This is a genomic window from Agrobacterium sp. K11 (genome assembly GCF_059429395.1).
In genome coordinates, this window is record NZ_JCAHRB010000007.1 from 129,335 (window position 1) to 145,826 (window position 16,492).

The following is a 16,492-nucleotide window of genomic DNA, read 5'->3' on the forward strand; positions in this document are numbered from 1 at the left end:
CGTGACTAGAATTAGACGTTGCCTAATTGCCACAAGGGTTTTATTAACCCTACCGGAAACTTAATTTCCAATATATCGAATTTAAACTTAGTTATATTCAAATTAAATTTAAATTACATTACCAATAAAAATCCACACAATTCTTTTACGGCCCACGGACAGCTTGCGATTTGCGATTATATCCAGCAAATAGGGCGTGTATGAGCAAATGCAGGTCCGCTGTGAAAGAAAATATACCGAAGACAGTCTTGATAACGGGTGCCGCCCGGCGGCTCGGGCGGGCGATCGCCACGGATTTGGCCTCGCATGGCTTTGCGATTGCCGTCCACGCCAATGCCTCCATGGCGCAAGCCGAGGAATTCGCTAACGAAATAAGGCAAAAAGGCGGCAAGGCCGTTGCCGTTCAGGCGGATCTGACACAATCATCGCCAACAATGGCGCTTGTCGAACAGGCATCTTCGGCGCTCGGCCCGATAGGCGTCGTCGTCAACAACGCATCCATTTTTCTGGACGATTCGGCAGAAACGCCCGATCCGGCAATCTTCGACGCGCATTTTTCCGTGCATGTGCGGGCGCCTTCCCTCATCGCGGCCGCCTTCGTTCAGCAATTGCCTCAGGATAAATCCGGACTGATCGTCAACATCATCGATCAGCGCGTACTTGCGCTTACGCCGCGTTTTTACTCCTATACGCTTTCGAAATCGGCCCTTTGGACAGCCACACGGACGATGGCGCAGAGTTTTGCGCCGCGGGTGCGCGTCAACGCCATCGGGCCGGGTCCCTCCTTCAAAAGCGAAAGACAGGCGCCGGAGGACTTTCAGGCGCAGATCGACGGCCTTATATTAAAGCGCGGTCCGGAACCCGACGAGTTCGGGCGGACGATTCGCTTTCTTTTTGATACGCCGTCGATCACCGGACAAATGATCGCGCTCGATGGCGGCCAGCATCTTGGCTGGGAAACCCCTGATGTGGCGGAGATACCTGAATGAACGGAAAGAAGCTGCCTGACGGCGGTATTCTCTTCGATGAAACCGATGACGAAGACGACGATGCAAACCTTGCCGCGACAGACGCGACCGAGGCACCGCGCGACGTTGCCGGCATGGACTGGAATGCCGGCTGGAAAAACGAATCCGGCCTGAAGGGCATGGATCTTATCGGCGAATTCGTCAAACACCTGCCGAACTCGCCGGGTGTCTACCGCATGTTCAACGAGGCGAACGACGTTCTTTACGTCGGCAAGGCGCGCTCGCTGAAGAAGCGCGTCGGCAACTATGCCCAGGGTCGCGTGCATTCCAACCGCATTGCGCAGATGGTGCGGCTGACCGCCCATATGGAATTCGTCACCACCCGCACGGAGACCGAGGCGCTTCTCCTGGAAGCTAACCTCATCAAACGCTTGCGGCCGCGCTTTAACGTGCTTTTGCGCGACGACAAGTCATTTCCCTATATCCTGATCACAGCAGACAATCGTGCACCGGCGATTTTCAAGCACCGGGGTGCGCGGGCGCGCAAGGGCGACTACTTCGGACCCTTCGCCTCTGCCGGAGCCGTTGGACGCACGATCAATTCACTGCAACGCGCGTTCTTGATCCGCACCTGCACCGACAGCGTTTTCGAAACCCGCACGCGTCCCTGTCTTCTTTACCAGATCAAACGCTGTTCCGGCCCCTGCACACATGAGGTGAGCGATGAGGGGTATGCGGAACTCGTCAAGGAAGCCAAGGATTTCCTGTCAGGCAAGAGCCAGAGCGTCAAGACCGCGATTGCCCGGCAGATGAACGAGGCGGCCGAGGATCTCGACTTCGAGCGCGCCGCCGTCTATCGCGACCGGCTGGCAGCGCTCTCGCACGTCCAGAGCCATCAGGGCATCAATCCGGCCGGCATCGAGGAGGCGGATGTTTTCGCCATCCATCACGAGGGCGGCATATCCTGCATCCAGGTGTTCTTTTTCCGCACCGGCCAGAACTGGGGCAACCGCGCTTATTTCCCGAAGGCCGACCCGTCCCTGCCCGGCTCGGAAATCCTCAATGCGTTCCTGGCGCAATTTTACGACGACAAACCGGTGCCGAAGCAGATCCTGCTTTCCGAAACCGTGGAGGAACAGGAATTGCTGGCCGCTGCTCTCGGCGAAAAAGCCGGACACAAGGTCACGATCAGCGTGCCGCAGCGCGGCGAGAAGAAGGACATCACCGACCATGTTCTTGCCAATGCCCGCGAGGCGCATGGCCGCAAGCTGGCGGAAACCTCGTCTCAGGCGCGGTTGCTGAAGGGGTTCGCGGAAACCTTCAACCTTCCCTACGTGCCGCGCCGGATCGAGATTTACGACAACTCGCACATCATGGGCACAAATGCCGTGGGCGGCATGGTGGTGGCGGGGCCGGAAGGCTTCGTGAAAAACCAGTATCGCAAGTTCAACATCAAATCGACTGACATCACTCCCGGTGACGACTTCGGCATGATGCGTGAGGTCATGACCCGCCGCTTCTCGCGCCTGTTGAAGGAAGAGGGCAAGCCCGACCGCGCACAGACGCTGACGCCCACACCCGAGGAAGCCGCGGACATGCCCTTCCCCGCCTGGCCGGACGTTATCCTGATCGATGGTGGTCAGGGACAGATGACGGCGGTGCGTGCCATCCTCGATGAGCTCGACATTCGCGACAGCGTGATTGCCATCGGCGTCGCCAAGGGTGTGGACCGCGAGGCGGGCCGCGAGCGCTTCTTTGCGGATGGCCGCAGCGATTTTTCCCTGCCGCCGCGCGATCCCGTGCTTTACTTCATCCAGCGCATGCGCGACGAGGCCCACCGTTTTGCCATCGGCTCACACCGGGCGCGGCGCAAGAAGGAAATGGTGCGCAATCCGCTGGATGAAATTTCGGGGATCGGCCCAGGACGCAAGCGCTCGCTGCTGCAGCATTTCGGTACGGCAAAGGCGGTTTCACGCGCAGGCCTCAACGATCTGATGAATGTCACCGGCATTTCAGAAGCCGTAGCGCGGCAAATCTACAATCACTTCCATGAGAGCAGTGGCGATTGAAGGCGCACTGTCGCAACGAACTGCTAAAAAAACATAATAACGTGTTGACCCTATGCGTCAGGGGCGGCATCAAGGCAGCTTATCCAGACTGACAGGTTTCCCATGGCTTCGCGCGCATACAGCATTCCCAACCTTCTCACCTATGCCCGCATTCTGGCGGTTCCCGTCATCGTTTTGTGTTTTTACATCGAAGGAAAGCTGGAAAGCTCGGATTTTGCGCGCTGGACGGCACTCTGGCTGTTCATCGTCGCCTCGCTGACCGATTTTCTGGATGGTTATTTGGCGCGTATCTGGAATCAGACCTCCAATATCGGCCGCATGCTGGACCCGATCGCCGACAAGCTGCTGGTCGCCTCAGTGCTGCTCTTGATGGCAGCGGACGGCACCATTGCCGGCTGGTCGCTCTGGGCCGCCATCACCATTCTTTGCCGCGAAATTCTGGTCTCGGGCCTGCGTGAATATCTGGCGGCGCTGAAGGTCAGCGTTCCCGTCACCCGCATCGCGAAGTGGAAGACCACCATCCAGATGGTGGCCATCGCCTTTCTTCTTGCCGGTCCCGCGGGAGACAAGGTTCTGCCCTACACGACCGAGATGGGAATTACGCTTCTCTGGCTTGCAGCAGCGCTGACCATGTACACCGGCTACGACTACTTCAAGGCGGGTCTCAAGCACATTGTGGACGAAGAATGATGGCGCGGATCGTTTATTTCGCCTGGGTTCGCGAAAAGATCGGCACGGCGGAGGAGGAGCTGGATATCCCCTCCTCCGTTACCACGGCCGGTGAGCTGATCGCCTATCTCTCAACCCTTGGTGAAAACTACGAAGCCGCCTTCGAATTTCCGGATGTGATCCGCGTTGCGGTCAATCAGGAACATGTTGAACATGACGAGAGCATTGCCGGTGCGCGCGAGATCGGCATCTTCCCGCCCATGACGGGGGGATAACCGGATGCAGCCCACGGTACGCGTGCAGGCACAGGATTTCGACGCTGCGGAAGAAACCCGCAGGCTGACGGAAGGCGACAAGAGCATTGGCGCGGTGGTGGCCTTCACCGGGCTTTGTCGCGATGATGGCGGTACGCTCGCGGCGCTGGAACTCGAGCATTATCCCGGCATGGCCGAAGCGGAAATGACCCGTATCGCGCAACTCGCCATCGAACGCTTCGATCTCCTCGGCCTCACCGCCATTCATCGCCATGGCAAGATCGCCACCGGCGAGAATATCGTCCTCGTCATTGCTGCTTCCCGGCACCGGCAGGCCGCTTTTGACGGCGCAAATTTCGTGATGGACTACCTCAAGACGTCCGCCCCGTTCTGGAAAAAGGAACATGGCAAGGATGGCACGAAGGGCGACTGGGTTGCCGCAAAGACGACCGACGACACGGCCAAGGACAAATGGCGGTAACGCTTTGTGTTTTCCCGCACTTCCACACGAAAACCGGACGCCACCCCTCCTGGAAATGCTCTAGGGCGCTTCCACTCTGCTGCGCATGACGATCAGCCAGCCCACCAGAAGTGCCAGAACCGCCGCATCCCGCCAGATAACCGGGCCGTAACCGACCCATAGCGTTTCCGCGAACCCGACGGCAGCAGCCCCGAGCGCGCAGACGAGCGGGCTTGCATAACCGCCCGCTGCCGAAATCAGCACGACTTTCAGGCCGAACACCAGACCGGCACCGAAATCCATGGTGCCGTAATAAAACGTGGCGAGGACGCCGGCGATAGCGGCAAGCAGACCCGCTGCACAGTAGGACAGCAGGAACACCCTGCCTTCATTTACCCCGCACAGTGACGCGGCGAAAGCATCGTCCGACACCGCCTTCCAGCGTCTGCCAAAGCCGGAACGCTGGAGGTAGAAAGTGCCTGCGAGAACGAGCAGGCAGAAGACAGCCGTGTTCAGCATCTGCATCGACGTCAGGGTGACGGCGAAGCTTCCATCGGCCCAGAATCGCACCGGTTCCGACAAAAGCGGTGGCAGCCATAATTGCCGCGTGCCGGCGGCAAGTCTGGCACTTTCGGTGAGCGCAATCAGCACGCCAATGGAGGCGACCGTCACCGCATTGGGGGAGGCTTTCGCCAGGGGCCGCATCACCGCCCTGCCGATGAAAGCCGCCGCCCACAGACCGCCGAAAAGACCGGCCCCTGCCCCAAGCGCGAGTGTTGCAGGCAAGATCAGCCACAGCCGGTTCCAGCCAAAATCGGCAAACAGCAGGCAGGTCTGACCGGCGAAAGCGAAAATCGCGCCATAGGTGACATCGGCCCGTTTCGTGACCGAAAAGGCGATGGCATAGCCGAACGCCAGAACCGCATAAAGCGAGGCTACCGGTACGGCATTCAGCAATTGTTGCAGGAAATAAGCCAATCCGTCCTCCCCATCGCATTATAACTGTTAAAATCCATTTTGATAGTTATAATGTCGCCATGACATTTCGCTGGACAGAACATCGTTTCGCAGGCGGCGCATTGGCCCTCGATGTCGCCAATAGCGTCATCCTGCGCGCGGACGCGGTAAAATCGGTAGACCGTTTTGCTGTGCCTGAGCAGATCGCCACCTTTGCCGAGGCGTCGACCCGACTCGGAGCGGAGCGCGACAGGTTTCCCGCACTCATCGCGCCCCAAGCGGACATGAGGCAGGTATTTCTCGATCTTCGCGAGGCGATCGACGATTATTTCCGCTCTTCGATGACGAATGGCGACGATGACGACGGCCGGCTGGCAGGGCTTCTCTTCGCTTGCGGCACGGCACTAAAGTTGTTTCCTCTGCGAGAGAGCCTTGCCAATGCGACCGCCCATTCCGCTCTGTCGCTGCTTGCGGCGGAGACGCGGAAACGGCTGCGGATTTGCGGCAATTGCGGTTGGCTTTTCATCGACCGCAGCAAGAACAGAAGCCGCATCTGGTGCGACATGACGGTGTGCGGCAACCGGCAGAAAGCCAGCCGGCATTATCACCGCAAGAAGGAAGCGCAGGCATGAAAGGAATAACCATTCCGTTGCTGGCGATCACTACGGTGCTCGGTCTTTCCGGTTGTCAGCGGGACGAGCCGCGCGATGTCGCGAAGGTTTCCGGCCGCATGTTCGTCTTTAACTACCGTGTGGCGATTGCCACCTATCTCGTGACCTTGCAGCGCATCGCCCCCATCCGCGACGGCAGCACGCTGGAAGCGAGCTTCGAAAATCCCCGCGGCGGAACCGAGCTGACGACCAGGGAGAAGATTTTCCCGGCAGATGAAAAGATCGCCGTTCAAAGTCCGCCGGTCGAATGCGTCAAACAGGACCGCCCCTACAAGATCACGATCCGCATCAAAGGGCCGGAAGGCAATGTACTGCAGACGATAGAGACCACCATCCGCTCCGACACCGACCAGTCGCTCCTTCCCGCCAAACCGCTGACGGTCGGCCCACTCTACACACCCAACCCGGACGTGTTCAAAGCGGACGGCACGACGGATATGCGGCCAGTCGAGGGGTGTCCGGCGTCGTGAAAACCTCCCCTCATCCCTGGGCTCGTCACAGGACTGAGGCCCGTGGGGATGGCTTCGGCGTAAACTTCTTTCGGCAATAAAACAAAAAAACGGAGCCTTTCGGCTCCGTTTCATCGAGTCTTTTCAGCGGCTTCATGCCATCGCCTGAGAGGGCGATTCAAGCCGTTGATATTTTGAATCAGCCGACGATTTCAGTTTCGGCGAACCAGTAGGCGATTTCCTGTGCGGCGGTTTCAGGAGCGTCCGAACCATGAACGGAGTTCTCGCCGATGGAAAGCGCGAAGCTCTTGCGGATGGTGCCTTCAGCAGCCTGGGCCGGGTTGGTTGCGCCCATGATTTCGCGGTTCTTGAGGATAGCGTTTTCGCCTTCCAGAACCTGAACGATGGTCGGGCCGGAGGTCATGCCTTCAACGAGTTCGCCGAAGAAGGGACGCTCTTTGTGAACGGCGTAGAAGCCTTCGGCTTCGCGCTTGCTCATCCAGACGCGCTTGGAGGCGACGATGCGCAGACCGTTGTCTTCAAATACCTTGGTGATCGCGCCAGTCAGGTTACGCTTGGTTGCGTCCGGCTTGATCATCGAAAATGTGCGTTCAATCGCCATGTGTCCGTTTCCTTTTCCTATAGAGAAAGTGGGCGGTCTTTACCCGCCCAAAGGCCCGAAAACAAGGGGGATCAACCACATTGCGACGATGGCTGCAGACATTTCACGCCGCTGTCACACTGCGGCCTCTGGCGTCGTGGAGGTCTAGGCAACCTTCGAACCAGTCACGGACGGGGTCGTTTTCGGAAAACAGATCCGCTCCGGTGGTAATCCTTGCCCATTGCAGCGCACCGAAAACAATGTAATCCGCAAACAGCGGCGATGAGCCGCCGATGAAAGGCTGGAAGCCCAGCATGCGGCGGATCGGCGCCAGGAGCGCTGGGAAGGCCGCGATTTCCACCTCACGGTTCGCCACCACATCCTCGAGCGTCCGGCCGAGCGCCTTCGTCCTGCTGTCGCGGAAATAAAGGCGGTCAGGCTCATCAAGCATATTGTGGATATCGAGCACGGCAATGCGGGTGATGGCCGGGTGCAGCACCGTCTGCGACCAGCTTTCAACGAAACGCGCCATCGCCTTGCCGCCTTCCCCGTTAAACAGCGACGGCCGCTCCGGATAGGCCTCATCCAGATAAAGGGCGATCTCGAAACTGTCGCTCACCAGCTGGTCGCCATCACGAAGGATCGGCACGGTCCTCGAAAAACCGTCCTCCACCGTCGGGATGACCGTGAAGGGCAAGGGACGCTCCTCGAACTCCAGCCCCTTATGCGCCAGCGAAAGCACGGTTTTCCAGCAATGGGGAGAGAACGGCCGTGCGCTATCGCTTCCGCAAAGTGAATATAAGGTTCTGGAGGTCGTCATAGGCTGCACCCTCTTCTGCTACATCGATGATGCGATATAAAAACGACCGCCGCCTGAAATCAAATCAGGATTTGTCATACTACTGATCAAAAACCGCATCCGGCGCTCAACCGTCCCCTCCACGAGAATTGGGGTCTCACGGCAATGAAAACCTCGTCAGGTTTAGCCTATTTTAAACCGTTGCTTGTAAGAATAATCGTGTTCAACAATCGGTTATCACCGGTGCATTCATAATTTATTGGTATTGGGGCTGTCAGTGACGTCAACGGCGGGCGATAAAAAACGCGAGAAGGCAAGGAACGGTCTCGTCTTTACAAAAATTGCTCAGTTCATCGACAAGATGAATATTGCTCCGCTGCCGCGAAACTACGAACTGATCTACGAAATATTGTCGGGGCATAACCCGGCGATGGGACGCGATATTCTCGCCCTTGGCAACGCGCCGCAACAGCATGAAATCGATATTGTCGGCCAGAGACACAATCTGCCGGGTTTTTCGAAGATCGAGGCCGAGCAGATGGCAGCGACGGCCTTCGAGACGCTGAAGCAGATTTCCGCGCGACTGGAAGCCGGCCTGCAACGCACCGAAACATTTATTGCCAGTCTTTCCGGGCAAGATCACTCCGAGCTGCCTGCAACGGAGCGGCTTGCGCAATTGATGGGCGATATTCACGAGGAACAAACGAGTCTCCGGCATTTCGTTTCCATGGGGCTGATGAAAATCCGCGAGGTTGAGAAAAGCCGGACCGATCTTCAGGCGAATTCCCTGCGTGATGCCTTGACGGCGCTTCCCAACCGGGCGGCTTTCCTCGAGAAGCTCGGCGACCTGTTTTCGGGCGCTCAGGGGGCATCAGCTACATCGCTTGTGCTGCTCAACATCGACCATTTCCGCGAAATCAACGGCAAATACGGCCCCACTGCCGGCAACAAGGCGCTGCGCCGGCTGGCAGCGCTTTTCCGCAAGACGATCAAGAAGGACGATTTCGTAGCCCGCATCGGCGGAAACGAGTTCGCTTTTCTGTTTGCCGGCGTCTCGCAAAATACAGCTGAAGCAATTGCGGAGCGGTTGCGGCAGAACGTCGAGGCGCTACGTTTCGTCACCAGTGAGGGCGACGGCGAGCATCTGACCGTATCGATCGGCGTTGCGGCAGTGGACTGCACCGCGACATCAGCGGAATTTTTCAGCCATGCCGGGCTCGCCCTGCTGTCCGCACGCTGCGGCACGCGCAATTGCGTCATAGGCTACTCCCGGGACGTGGCTCAACGCAGCCGCAGCAGCTATCTGGCGCAGCTCGGCTGTTGAAGCTGCATATCTGATCTGGTGTGGCGCGCGCGCTCTTGCCTTGGCCACGCAGTTCGGCCAAAACGGCGCCATGATTACGATTACCGATCTCTCCGCCCGCATCGCCGGGCGCCTGCTTCTCGACCACGCCAGCGTGACGCTTCCGGCTGGCGTGAAGGTGGGCCTCGTTGGCCGCAACGGCGCCGGCAAATCTACTCTTTTCCGGGTCATCACCGGTGACTTTTCAGCGGAAAGCGGTTCGGTAACGATCCCGAAACTGGCGCGCATCGGCCAGGTTGCGCAGGAAGCGCCGGGAACGGAACAATCGCTGATTTCCATCGTGCTTTCCGCCGACAAGGAGCGCAGCGCGCTGCTGGCCGAGGCGGAAACCGCAACAGACCCGCACCGGATCGCGGAAATTCAGGTGCGGTTGGTCGATATCGACGCGCATTCGGCGGAAGCCCGCGCGTCCAGCATTCTTGCCGGTCTTGGCTTCGATCACGAGGCGCAGCTTCGCCCCGCCTCTTCGTTCTCCGGCGGCTGGCGCATGCGCGTGGCGCTCGCGTCCGTGCTGTTTGCCGAACCCGACCTCCTGCTGCTCGACGAGCCGACCAACTATCTCGACCTTGAAGGCACGCTCTGGCTGGAAGACTATATCCGGCGTTATCCGCATACCGTCATCATCATCAGCCACGACCGCGATCTGCTGAACAATGCCGTCAATTCCATCGTGCATCTGGACCAGAAAAAACTGACCTTCTATCGCGGCGGATACGACCAGTTCGAGCGCCAGAAAGCCGAAGCAGACGAATTGCAGATGAAGGCGAAGGTGAAAAACGACGCCGCGCGCAAACATCTGCAAAGCTTCATCGACCGTTTTCGCGCCAAGGCCACCAAGGCGCGCCAGGCGCAGAGCCGTATCAAGGCGCTGGAGCGCATGGGCACCGTCGCCGCCGTGATCGAGGACCACGTCCAGCCGATCACGTTCCCGGAGCCGGAAAAGCAGCCCGCCTCACCCATCGTCGCCATCAATGGCGGTGCCGTGGGTTACGAGCCGGGCAAATCCATTCTGAAGCAGCTCAATCTCCGCATCGATAATGACGACCGCATCGCGCTGCTCGGTTCCAACGGCAACGGCAAATCGACCTTTGCGAAATTCATCTCCGGTCGGCTTGCGCCGCAAGCGGGCGATCTTCGCATCGCCCCGGGCCTGAAGATCGGCTTCTTTGCGCAGCATCAGCTGGACGATCTCGTGCCGGACCAGACACCGGTCGAACACGTGCGCAAGCTGATGCCGCTGGCGTCTGAAGCGCAGGTGCGGGCGCGGGTTGCGCAGATGGGACTTGCGACGGAGAAGATGGCGACGGCGGCGAAAGACCTTTCCGGCGGTGAAAAGGCCCGGCTGCTGATGGGACTTGCGGCCTTCCATGCGCCAAATCTGCTCATCCTCGACGAACCGACCAACCATCTCGACATCGACAGTCGCCGGGCGCTGATCGAGGCGCTGAACGACTATAACGGCGCCGTCATCCTCATCTCGCACGACCGGCATCTCATCGAGGCAACTGTCGACCGCCTATGGCTGGTGGCCGACGGCACGGTGAAGACCTTTGAAGGCGACATGGAGGAATATCGCGACCTCGTCGTATCTTCCGGAAAAAAGAAGGAAGAGAAGACAGAAGCCGCCGCCGACCAGACATCGAAAGCCGACCAGCGCAAGGCCAACGCCGAAAAACGCGCCCAGCTTGCGCCGCTGAAGAAAAAGATCAATGAAATCGAATCTTTGACGGCGAAGCTTGAGAAAGTGATTCAGTCGCTCGACAAGGAACTGGCGGACCCTGCTTTGTACGAAAAGGCACCTGCCAAGGCCGCGCAGAAAGTCAAAGAGCGTGGCGAAGCCGCGAGTAAGCTTTCAGACGCCGAGGAGCAGTGGCTGATGCTTTCGAGCGAATATGAGGATGCGATGACGCAGTGATGCGTCATGATGCTGGTGCGAAAATCTAAGCGCATTCCCTGCGAGGCTGCAGCCGCTCGAGCGGCACGGCCGGCGAATAAAGATAGCCCTGACCGAAACGGATTCCCATCTGCATGAGCAGCCTGCTCTGCTCTTCCGTTTCTATACCTTCCGTCACCAGCGTGGCGCCGTAACGTTCGGCGCTTTCGAAGGCGAGCGCGATGGCCTCCCGGAACCGCGACTGTTCAAGCCGGGACGTCATCCAGTGATCGATCTTGACCTCCTCGAAGGGGAACCGCGCAAGCAAGGTGAGTGCCGCATAACCGGTGCCAAAATCATCGAGCGCCAGCCGCACGCCCGCTTCGCTCAGCCTGTCGAAATTCTGCTGCACAATGTCGATCGCCGGTATCCTGCTCATCTCCGTCACTTCGATCGACAGACGGTGCGCCGGGACCCCCATCTCGTTCAAAAAGGCCACAACCCGCTCTCCGAAGCCCGCAGTGGCAAAAGACGATGCGGAAATGTTCACCGCCAGATGAAAGTCCGGGTCGAGACCCCGCAGGTCGATGAGGTCGCGGACAACGGCTTCGATCGTCGACCATTCAAACTCCACCAGCAGCCGGTGACGCTCGGCAATCTCCAGCACATAATAGGGCGAAAGCGGCTGTCCGCACGCATCCACCGCCCGTAAAAGAGCCTCCGCGCCAATCATGCGGCGATTGTGCATTTCGAATTTCGGCTGATAAAATATCGGCGGCTTGCCGGATCTGATCCAGTTGACCAGCATCTGGCGCACCCCCTCGTCCCGCGTGGCCTTATCGGCGAAGGAGAAGGGGAATATCTGCACCGGATTTTCGCTTCCTCGCAGCGCAAGACTAAGCTGCCGGAGGAAGGAAGCCACGTTCTGCCGGGAAAGCTTATCCAGATTAGCGGCGCCGATTTTCAGATGCGGCACCGGTTCTGGATCCGCAGACCGTGAAAATGTACTTAACCCGTCGTGGAGACGCATTATCAGCCTTGTGCTTTCCGACTTCTCGAGCGAAATCGCCGACATGACGACTGCAAGCGTGGTATCGCCGAACATGAAGCTGCGCGGTGCATTGGAACTCGACAGCAGGCCGTTGTCATCGTTGCAGATTTCCTGTGCCAGCCTCGGCCAGAAAAGATCGCCCCAATCCTCGCCCTGGCAGGCGGCGACATCGGCCATATTGACGATTTCTATGAGAAGGAGAGCGTGCGGAACGGCCGGCTCCTGCCGCATCACGACTTCGATATGGTCTTTGAGGGCGCGCCTGTTTGGAAGGCCCGTCAACGAATCCGTCCGCGCCGCAGCATCGCGTTTCCTTGCCTCTTCACGCGCCCGCGCCTCTCTGCGCAGTAACAGAAACAGACAGGCGATCATCGGCAACCCGACCAACGAACCGAAGATGCGCCGTCCGACGTTACTGAGAAAAACGTCCTGATTTATCATGCTGAGACTGTAGGTCACGCAAACAGCGAACAACGCCGCGAAAATCCTGACCGCGAATACGCCGAAGACCTCGCGGACGCCGAGTTCAGTGAGACTGCGCCTGCGCATCCAGCCATACATTGCCATCCCGAAAGCCGAGATAATGCTCATATCCAGAAAAGCGGCCCCAAAGAGTGCCGGACCACCAAACAAAAATCGCCCTGCGGAGACGAGCGCCAGGCTTATCAAGCCGCCTTGCCAGGACCCCAACACGCCAGCCAGGAACAGCAGGTCAGAGCGGATATAGGGCTTGGAAGGCAGCTTGATGAACTCGGATACCAGTAGCGTCAGCAAGAAACCGGTAACCCCGAAGATGATGCCGTAGTAGATTTTATAACGAGCGTCATCGAGAGCGATGTTTCGCTGCAGAAGGATCAGCACCGACACCATGCCGACAAGGGCCGCAGCCTGGAGCAGCAGGAACGGCAACTCGGCGGCTGACGCGGCCGCCTGGGCGGCGATCAATTCCATCATCTCTGCATGCCCCCCCGGTCATTACTATTCTTTTGCCGTGGTTCCGGCGTTTGACCTTCACAAATCCCGCGTTTACGCAGGAAAATCAGTACATATAGCCAATCGCTCCACACGACCTGTAGCTCCACCGCGGGCTGCCCCCGGCGAAATCGCCGGACAGGTGCCAACAGCAAGCGGCTGACAAGACACGAGTTCGAGTACCTCCTCACCGCCGGCGTCGCACAATGCCGAGCAGGAAAATCAAGAAACGAAGCGAAGCGCCAACCAACAACCGAACGAAAAAACCATCGAGACAGTCTAACTAACGCATTTTACGTCGACACTAAAGAACTTAGTGTAGATAAGATGCGATAATTACGCTTTATGTATTTAGTTGACAATTGCCTTCGTTGAAATCCTGAAAATCCATATAACGATGTATTTTCAATTCTGATTATAATACATTCAATACTGAAATTGAAATTGGTTTACATATATACTATGCATTAATATTTCGGAACTTAACTTCGAGTCCGAATTTTAAAAGCATTAAGTTATAAAAATCAATAATTTTAAATTTTAAACAATATTTTCACATTTCAAATATTAGGCAACATAAAATATGCATACCGATTTTTGCCATGCCGTTACGCACGGAAAAAAGACGGGACCTGCAAGGACGATCGCCTTGCTCCTTTGAGCGTTTCTGTTAAAAAACTCGTAAAGTCACACTTTATCCCACGCATCATACAAATGGGTCCCACTTCATGTCAGCCACCAAGCTTGCCATCGTCGGCGTCGGCAAAATCGTTCGCGACCAGCACCTTCCCGCCATCGCAGGCAATCCGGATTTTGAATTGATCTGCACGGCCAGCCGCCACGGTACCGTGGATGGCGTCGCTTCTTACGGCACCATCGAGACCATGCTGGAGGCCGTCGAGGATATCGAGGCCGTATCGCTCTGCATGCCGCCACAGTACCGTTACGAGGCTGCTTATGCGGCGTTGAATGCCGGCAAGCACGTTTTCCTCGAAAAGCCGCCGGGCGCAACGCTTTCGGAAGTTCAGGATCTCGTTCGCCTTGCGGATTCGAAGGGTCTTTCGCTATTTGCAAGCTGGCACTCGCGTTATGCGCCGGGCGTTGAAGCTGCAAAGGCGTTTCTCGCCTCGACAAAAATCGACAGCGTGCATGTCATCTGGAAAGAGGATGTGCGCCACTGGCACCCCAACCAGGCATGGATCTGGCAGGCGGGCGGTCTCGGTGTGTTCGATCCCGGCATCAACGCGCTATCGATCATCACCCACATCCTGCCCCGCGCGCTGTTCCTGACCAAGGCAACGCTTGAGTTCCCGGAAAACCGCGACGCGCCCATCGCTGCCGAGCTGCATTTTTCCGACGTTACGAAAATGCCCGTGCGCGCCGAGTTCGACTGGCGCCAGACCGGCAAGCAGAGCTGGGATATCGTTGCCGAAACGGCGGCCGGGCAGATGGTGCTTTCGGAAGGCGGCGCGAAGCTCTCCATCAATGGCGAGCAGGCGGTGTCGGAACCCGAGCGGGAATATCCGGCGCTCTACGAGCGTTTTGCGGAAATCATCAAGGCCGGACGCTCTGATGTCGATCTTGCGCCATTGACTCATGTGGCCGATGCCTTCCTGCTCGGCCGCCACAAATTCGTGGATTCCTTCTACGACTGAGGAGCCGAAAGGCTTTTGGAAGCCTTCCGGAAGACAGGTGCATCAAAGGGCGCGGCTGACGAAACGGTCGCGCCCTGACTTTTTTGCCTGATACAGTGCCTCGTCAACGCTGCGCAAAAGCGTGGCGCGGTCAGCACCGGCCTGAGGAGCGATGGCGCCGCCAATGCTGAGACGCGCACCGACCGCCTGCCCGTCAACATCAAAGGGTTCACGGAAGGCTTCCAGAAGCCTGTCTGCCAGTCCGTTCATCACCTCAGACGTGCTGGGACGGGGTATGAAAATGGCGAATTCGTCGCCCCCCATGCGCACCACCGTATCTTCGCTGCGGATCGAATTGCGAATGCGGTCGGCGGCAGCGGTCAGCACCCTGTCACCCGCCGGGTGGCCGAACGTGTCATTGATCGCCTTGAAACCGTCCAGATCGAGATAGAGCACGCCGAAGGCCTCGTTCTCACGCAGAGCCGCGCCAAGCTGGCCATCGACAATCGCCTCCAGCGCCTTGCGATTGTAAAAGCCGGTCAACGGATCAGTCATCACCGCATCCCGCAATTCACGCTCCGCCAGACTCATTGTGAAATTGGCCTTCTGTAAACGCAGGAGTGCGGCCGCCAGCAGCGCAAAGTGCTTCAGATTGTCAATTTCGCTTTGAGAGAATTTTCTCGGCACCGTATCGACAAGGCAAAAGGCGCCGACCACAAGACCCGGTTCCAGCTCGATCGGCGCGCCAGCATAGGAACGCAATCCGGGACCGCCCTTCACATAGGACATGAAGCGGAAATCCGGATGCTGGGTCAGATCGGAAATGACCACGACATCCTGCCTGGCAATTACTCGGTTGCAGATCGACAGATCGCGCGGACATTCCGAAAGTTGCATTCCCGCCTGTTCGGCAATATGGAGCCAGTCCTCATCGACGATATGGACGGCCGCACGCGGTACGTCAAAGACGCCCTGCCCCAATCGAGACAGCACTTCCAGTTCCGGCATCTCGGCATTCTTGACGGACATGATTGACCGCACCGCGACCAGACGCTCTATTTCCCCGTCGGGCCGTGAAATCGCCTGTCCCATGATGATGTCCTTCTGCTGTTTCGTCTGTGGCAGCCGCCACCGTCCGTCACCTGTCGGCCGGATCAGACAGCTATGTCTGATTCGGCTCATAATGCGAAAACCGGCAGGCAGCGCCACATGCGAATTTTTGCCAGTCTTTTTGTGTGGGAAACTGTGATCAGGCCTTCTTCTGCCAGCGGCCTTCCGGCGACTGCTGCCAATAGGTCAGCGCATGACCTTCGGTCTTCAGCCTTTTCCAGTGGTTCCGCGCCATTTCCAGCTGGTAGGCATCATATCCGTCGAACATGAACACTATCCGCTCATAGCCCTCCACCGCCGGCGGTTCGGCACCGTCGACCAGAAAGCGGACACTCGCCTCGTTACCGTTCGCATTCGACGCCGTCAAAAGAATCGGCTGGTTTTGCGGCGCGGCAGAGGTATCCGTTGCGTGCGGCAGAAAACTGTCGTCACGAAAGGTCCACAGATGCGTGTCGAGGAAATCGCGGCGCTCCTCGTCCACCGTCTGGATCGCGACCTTCCAGCCGCGTTCCAGCGATTTTTCGAGCAAGGGCGGCAATGCATCCTCCAGCTTCGATTCCGTCAGATGGTAGAACAGGATTTCAGTCATCTG

Annotated in this window: 16 protein-coding genes; 10 read left to right on the forward strand and 6 right to left on the reverse strand. The window is 58.0% G+C overall.

Translation table 11 applies throughout. The features are described from left to right. Positions 1-200: 200 nt before the first annotated feature. From AC5SEO_RS14405 to AC5SEO_RS14425, 5 genes are all read left to right on the forward strand, one after another. Positions 201-989, forward strand: a complete 789-nt coding sequence (locus tag AC5SEO_RS14405) for an SDR family oxidoreductase (RefSeq protein WP_025593002.1) — start codon at positions 201-203, stop codon at positions 987-989. Continuing rightward, positions 986-3,037, forward strand: coding sequence for an excinuclease ABC subunit UvrC (uvrC, locus tag AC5SEO_RS14410; protein WP_003512435.1), 2,052 nt, complete (start codon positions 986-988; stop codon positions 3,035-3,037). Before AC5SEO_RS14405 ends, uvrC begins: the two co-directional genes overlap by 4 nt. A 102-nt stretch (positions 3,038-3,139) precedes the next feature. Beyond that, positions 3,140-3,727 carry a CDP-diacylglycerol--glycerol-3-phosphate 3-phosphatidyltransferase gene (pgsA, locus tag AC5SEO_RS14415; protein ID WP_003512433.1) on the forward strand — a complete coding sequence of 196 codons (588 nt, stop codon included), beginning with the start codon at positions 3,140-3,142 and terminating at the stop codon, positions 3,725-3,727. Next, a complete protein-coding gene (moaD, locus tag AC5SEO_RS14420) occupies positions 3,727-3,981 on the forward strand; it encodes a molybdopterin converting factor subunit 1 (RefSeq protein ID WP_019565410.1) in 255 nt (84 codons plus the stop codon). The genes pgsA and moaD overlap by 1 nt, the downstream gene beginning before the upstream one ends. A gap of 4 nt (positions 3,982-3,985) precedes the next feature. After that, positions 3,986-4,441 (forward strand): molybdenum cofactor biosynthesis protein MoaE, encoded by a 456-nt coding sequence (locus AC5SEO_RS14425; RefSeq protein ID WP_013635855.1) that lies wholly within the window; start codon positions 3,986-3,988, stop codon positions 4,439-4,441. Positions 4,442-4,501: 60 nt separating this feature from the next. Here the strand turns inward: AC5SEO_RS14425 and AC5SEO_RS14430 are convergent, their stop codons facing one another. Next, the gene (locus AC5SEO_RS14430) at positions 4,502-5,398 is read right to left on the reverse strand and encodes a branched-chain amino acid ABC transporter permease (protein WP_111798984.1); all 897 of its coding nucleotides are present in this window, start codon (positions 5,396-5,398) and stop codon (positions 4,502-4,504) included. A gap of 59 nt (positions 5,399-5,457) precedes the next feature. Between AC5SEO_RS14430 and AC5SEO_RS14435 the strand changes: the two genes are divergently transcribed. Beyond that, positions 5,458-6,009, forward strand: a complete 552-nt coding sequence (locus AC5SEO_RS14435; RefSeq protein WP_111798983.1) for a CGNR zinc finger domain-containing protein — start codon at positions 5,458-5,460, stop codon at positions 6,007-6,009. After that, the gene (locus tag AC5SEO_RS14440; protein WP_065658066.1) at positions 6,006-6,518 is read left to right on the forward strand and encodes a hypothetical protein; all 513 of its coding nucleotides are present in this window, start codon (positions 6,006-6,008) and stop codon (positions 6,516-6,518) included. The genes AC5SEO_RS14435 and AC5SEO_RS14440 overlap by 4 nt, the downstream gene beginning before the upstream one ends. 178 nt (positions 6,519-6,696) lie before the next feature. Here AC5SEO_RS14440 and ndk read toward each other — a convergent pair whose 3' ends face one another. Both ndk and AC5SEO_RS14450 read right to left on the reverse strand, forming a co-directional pair. Beyond that, positions 6,697-7,119, reverse strand: a complete 423-nt coding sequence (ndk, locus tag AC5SEO_RS14445; RefSeq protein ID WP_003502118.1) for a nucleoside-diphosphate kinase — start codon at positions 7,117-7,119, stop codon at positions 6,697-6,699. Between the two features lie 103 nt (positions 7,120-7,222). Continuing rightward, complete coding sequence (locus AC5SEO_RS14450; protein ID WP_081308693.1) at positions 7,223-7,918, reverse strand: glutathione S-transferase family protein; 696 nt, start codon at positions 7,916-7,918, stop codon at positions 7,223-7,225. A gap of 256 nt (positions 7,919-8,174) precedes the next feature. Here AC5SEO_RS14450 and AC5SEO_RS14455 point away from each other — a divergent pair, with 256 nt between their 5' ends. Beyond that, positions 8,175-9,221, forward strand: coding sequence for a GGDEF domain-containing protein (locus AC5SEO_RS14455; protein ID WP_174068172.1), 1,047 nt, complete (start codon positions 8,175-8,177; stop codon positions 9,219-9,221). Between the two features lie 70 nt (positions 9,222-9,291). After that, positions 9,292-11,175 (forward strand): ribosomal protection-like ABC-F family protein, encoded by a 1,884-nt coding sequence (gene abc-f, locus AC5SEO_RS14460; RefSeq protein WP_038490565.1) that lies wholly within the window; start codon positions 9,292-9,294, stop codon positions 11,173-11,175. 25 nt (positions 11,176-11,200) lie between these two features. On the opposite strand, the gene AC5SEO_RS14465 is transcribed toward abc-f, so the two are convergent. Next, complete coding sequence (locus tag AC5SEO_RS14465; RefSeq protein WP_174068171.1) at positions 11,201-13,138, reverse strand: EAL domain-containing protein; 1,938 nt, start codon at positions 13,136-13,138, stop codon at positions 11,201-11,203. A 746-nt stretch (positions 13,139-13,884) separates the two neighbouring features. Here AC5SEO_RS14465 and AC5SEO_RS14470 point away from each other — a divergent pair. Beyond that, positions 13,885-14,811: a Gfo/Idh/MocA family protein gene (locus AC5SEO_RS14470; RefSeq protein ID WP_003512408.1), complete on the forward strand. Its 927-nt coding sequence runs from the start codon at positions 13,885-13,887 to the stop codon at positions 14,809-14,811. A gap of 42 nt (positions 14,812-14,853) precedes the next feature. Here the strand turns inward: AC5SEO_RS14470 and AC5SEO_RS14475 are convergent, their stop codons facing one another. Both AC5SEO_RS14475 and AC5SEO_RS14480 read right to left on the reverse strand, forming a co-directional pair. After that, on the reverse strand, positions 14,854-15,882 hold the full coding sequence (locus tag AC5SEO_RS14475; RefSeq protein WP_025592989.1) for a sensor domain-containing diguanylate cyclase: 1,029 nt from the start codon (positions 15,880-15,882) through the stop codon (positions 14,854-14,856). A gap of 157 nt (positions 15,883-16,039) precedes the next feature. Then, positions 16,040-16,489: a DNA polymerase III subunit chi gene (locus tag AC5SEO_RS14480; RefSeq protein ID WP_013635847.1), complete on the reverse strand. Its 450-nt coding sequence runs from the start codon at positions 16,487-16,489 to the stop codon at positions 16,040-16,042. Positions 16,490-16,492: the final 3 nt, after the last annotated feature.

Bases quoted from the DNA above. Each gene is read 5' to 3' on its own strand.
- AC5SEO_RS14480 (WP_013635847.1), bottom strand. From the start codon at position 16,489: ATGACTGAAATCCTGTTCTACCATCTGACGGAATCGAAGCTGGAGGAT.
- AC5SEO_RS14470 (WP_003512408.1), top strand. From the start codon at position 13,885: ATGTCAGCCACCAAGCTTGCCATCGTCGGCGTCGGCAAAATCGTTCGC.
- ndk (WP_003502118.1), bottom strand. From the start codon at position 7,119: ATGGCGATTGAACGCACATTTTCGATGATCAAGCCGGACGCAACCAAG.
- moaD (WP_019565410.1), top strand. From the start codon at position 3,727: ATGGCGCGGATCGTTTATTTCGCCTGGGTTCGCGAAAAGATCGGCACG.
- uvrC (WP_003512435.1), top strand. From the start codon at position 986: ATGAACGGAAAGAAGCTGCCTGACGGCGGTATTCTCTTCGATGAAACC.
- pgsA (WP_003512433.1), top strand. From the start codon at position 3,140: ATGGCTTCGCGCGCATACAGCATTCCCAACCTTCTCACCTATGCCCGC.
- AC5SEO_RS14425 (WP_013635855.1), top strand. From the start codon at position 3,986: ATGCAGCCCACGGTACGCGTGCAGGCACAGGATTTCGACGCTGCGGAA.
- AC5SEO_RS14465 (WP_174068171.1), bottom strand. From the start codon at position 13,138: ATGATGGAATTGATCGCCGCCCAGGCGGCCGCGTCAGCCGCCGAGTTG.
- AC5SEO_RS14435 (WP_111798983.1), top strand. From the start codon at position 5,458: ATGACATTTCGCTGGACAGAACATCGTTTCGCAGGCGGCGCATTGGCC.
- AC5SEO_RS14405 (WP_025593002.1), top strand. From the start codon at position 201: ATGAGCAAATGCAGGTCCGCTGTGAAAGAAAATATACCGAAGACAGTC.
- AC5SEO_RS14440 (WP_065658066.1), top strand. From the start codon at position 6,006: ATGAAAGGAATAACCATTCCGTTGCTGGCGATCACTACGGTGCTCGGT.
- AC5SEO_RS14450 (WP_081308693.1), bottom strand. From the start codon at position 7,918: ATGACGACCTCCAGAACCTTATATTCACTTTGCGGAAGCGATAGCGCA.
- abc-f (WP_038490565.1), top strand. From the start codon at position 9,292: ATGATTACGATTACCGATCTCTCCGCCCGCATCGCCGGGCGCCTGCTT.
- AC5SEO_RS14475 (WP_025592989.1), bottom strand. From the start codon at position 15,882: ATGGGACAGGCGATTTCACGGCCCGACGGGGAAATAGAGCGTCTGGTC.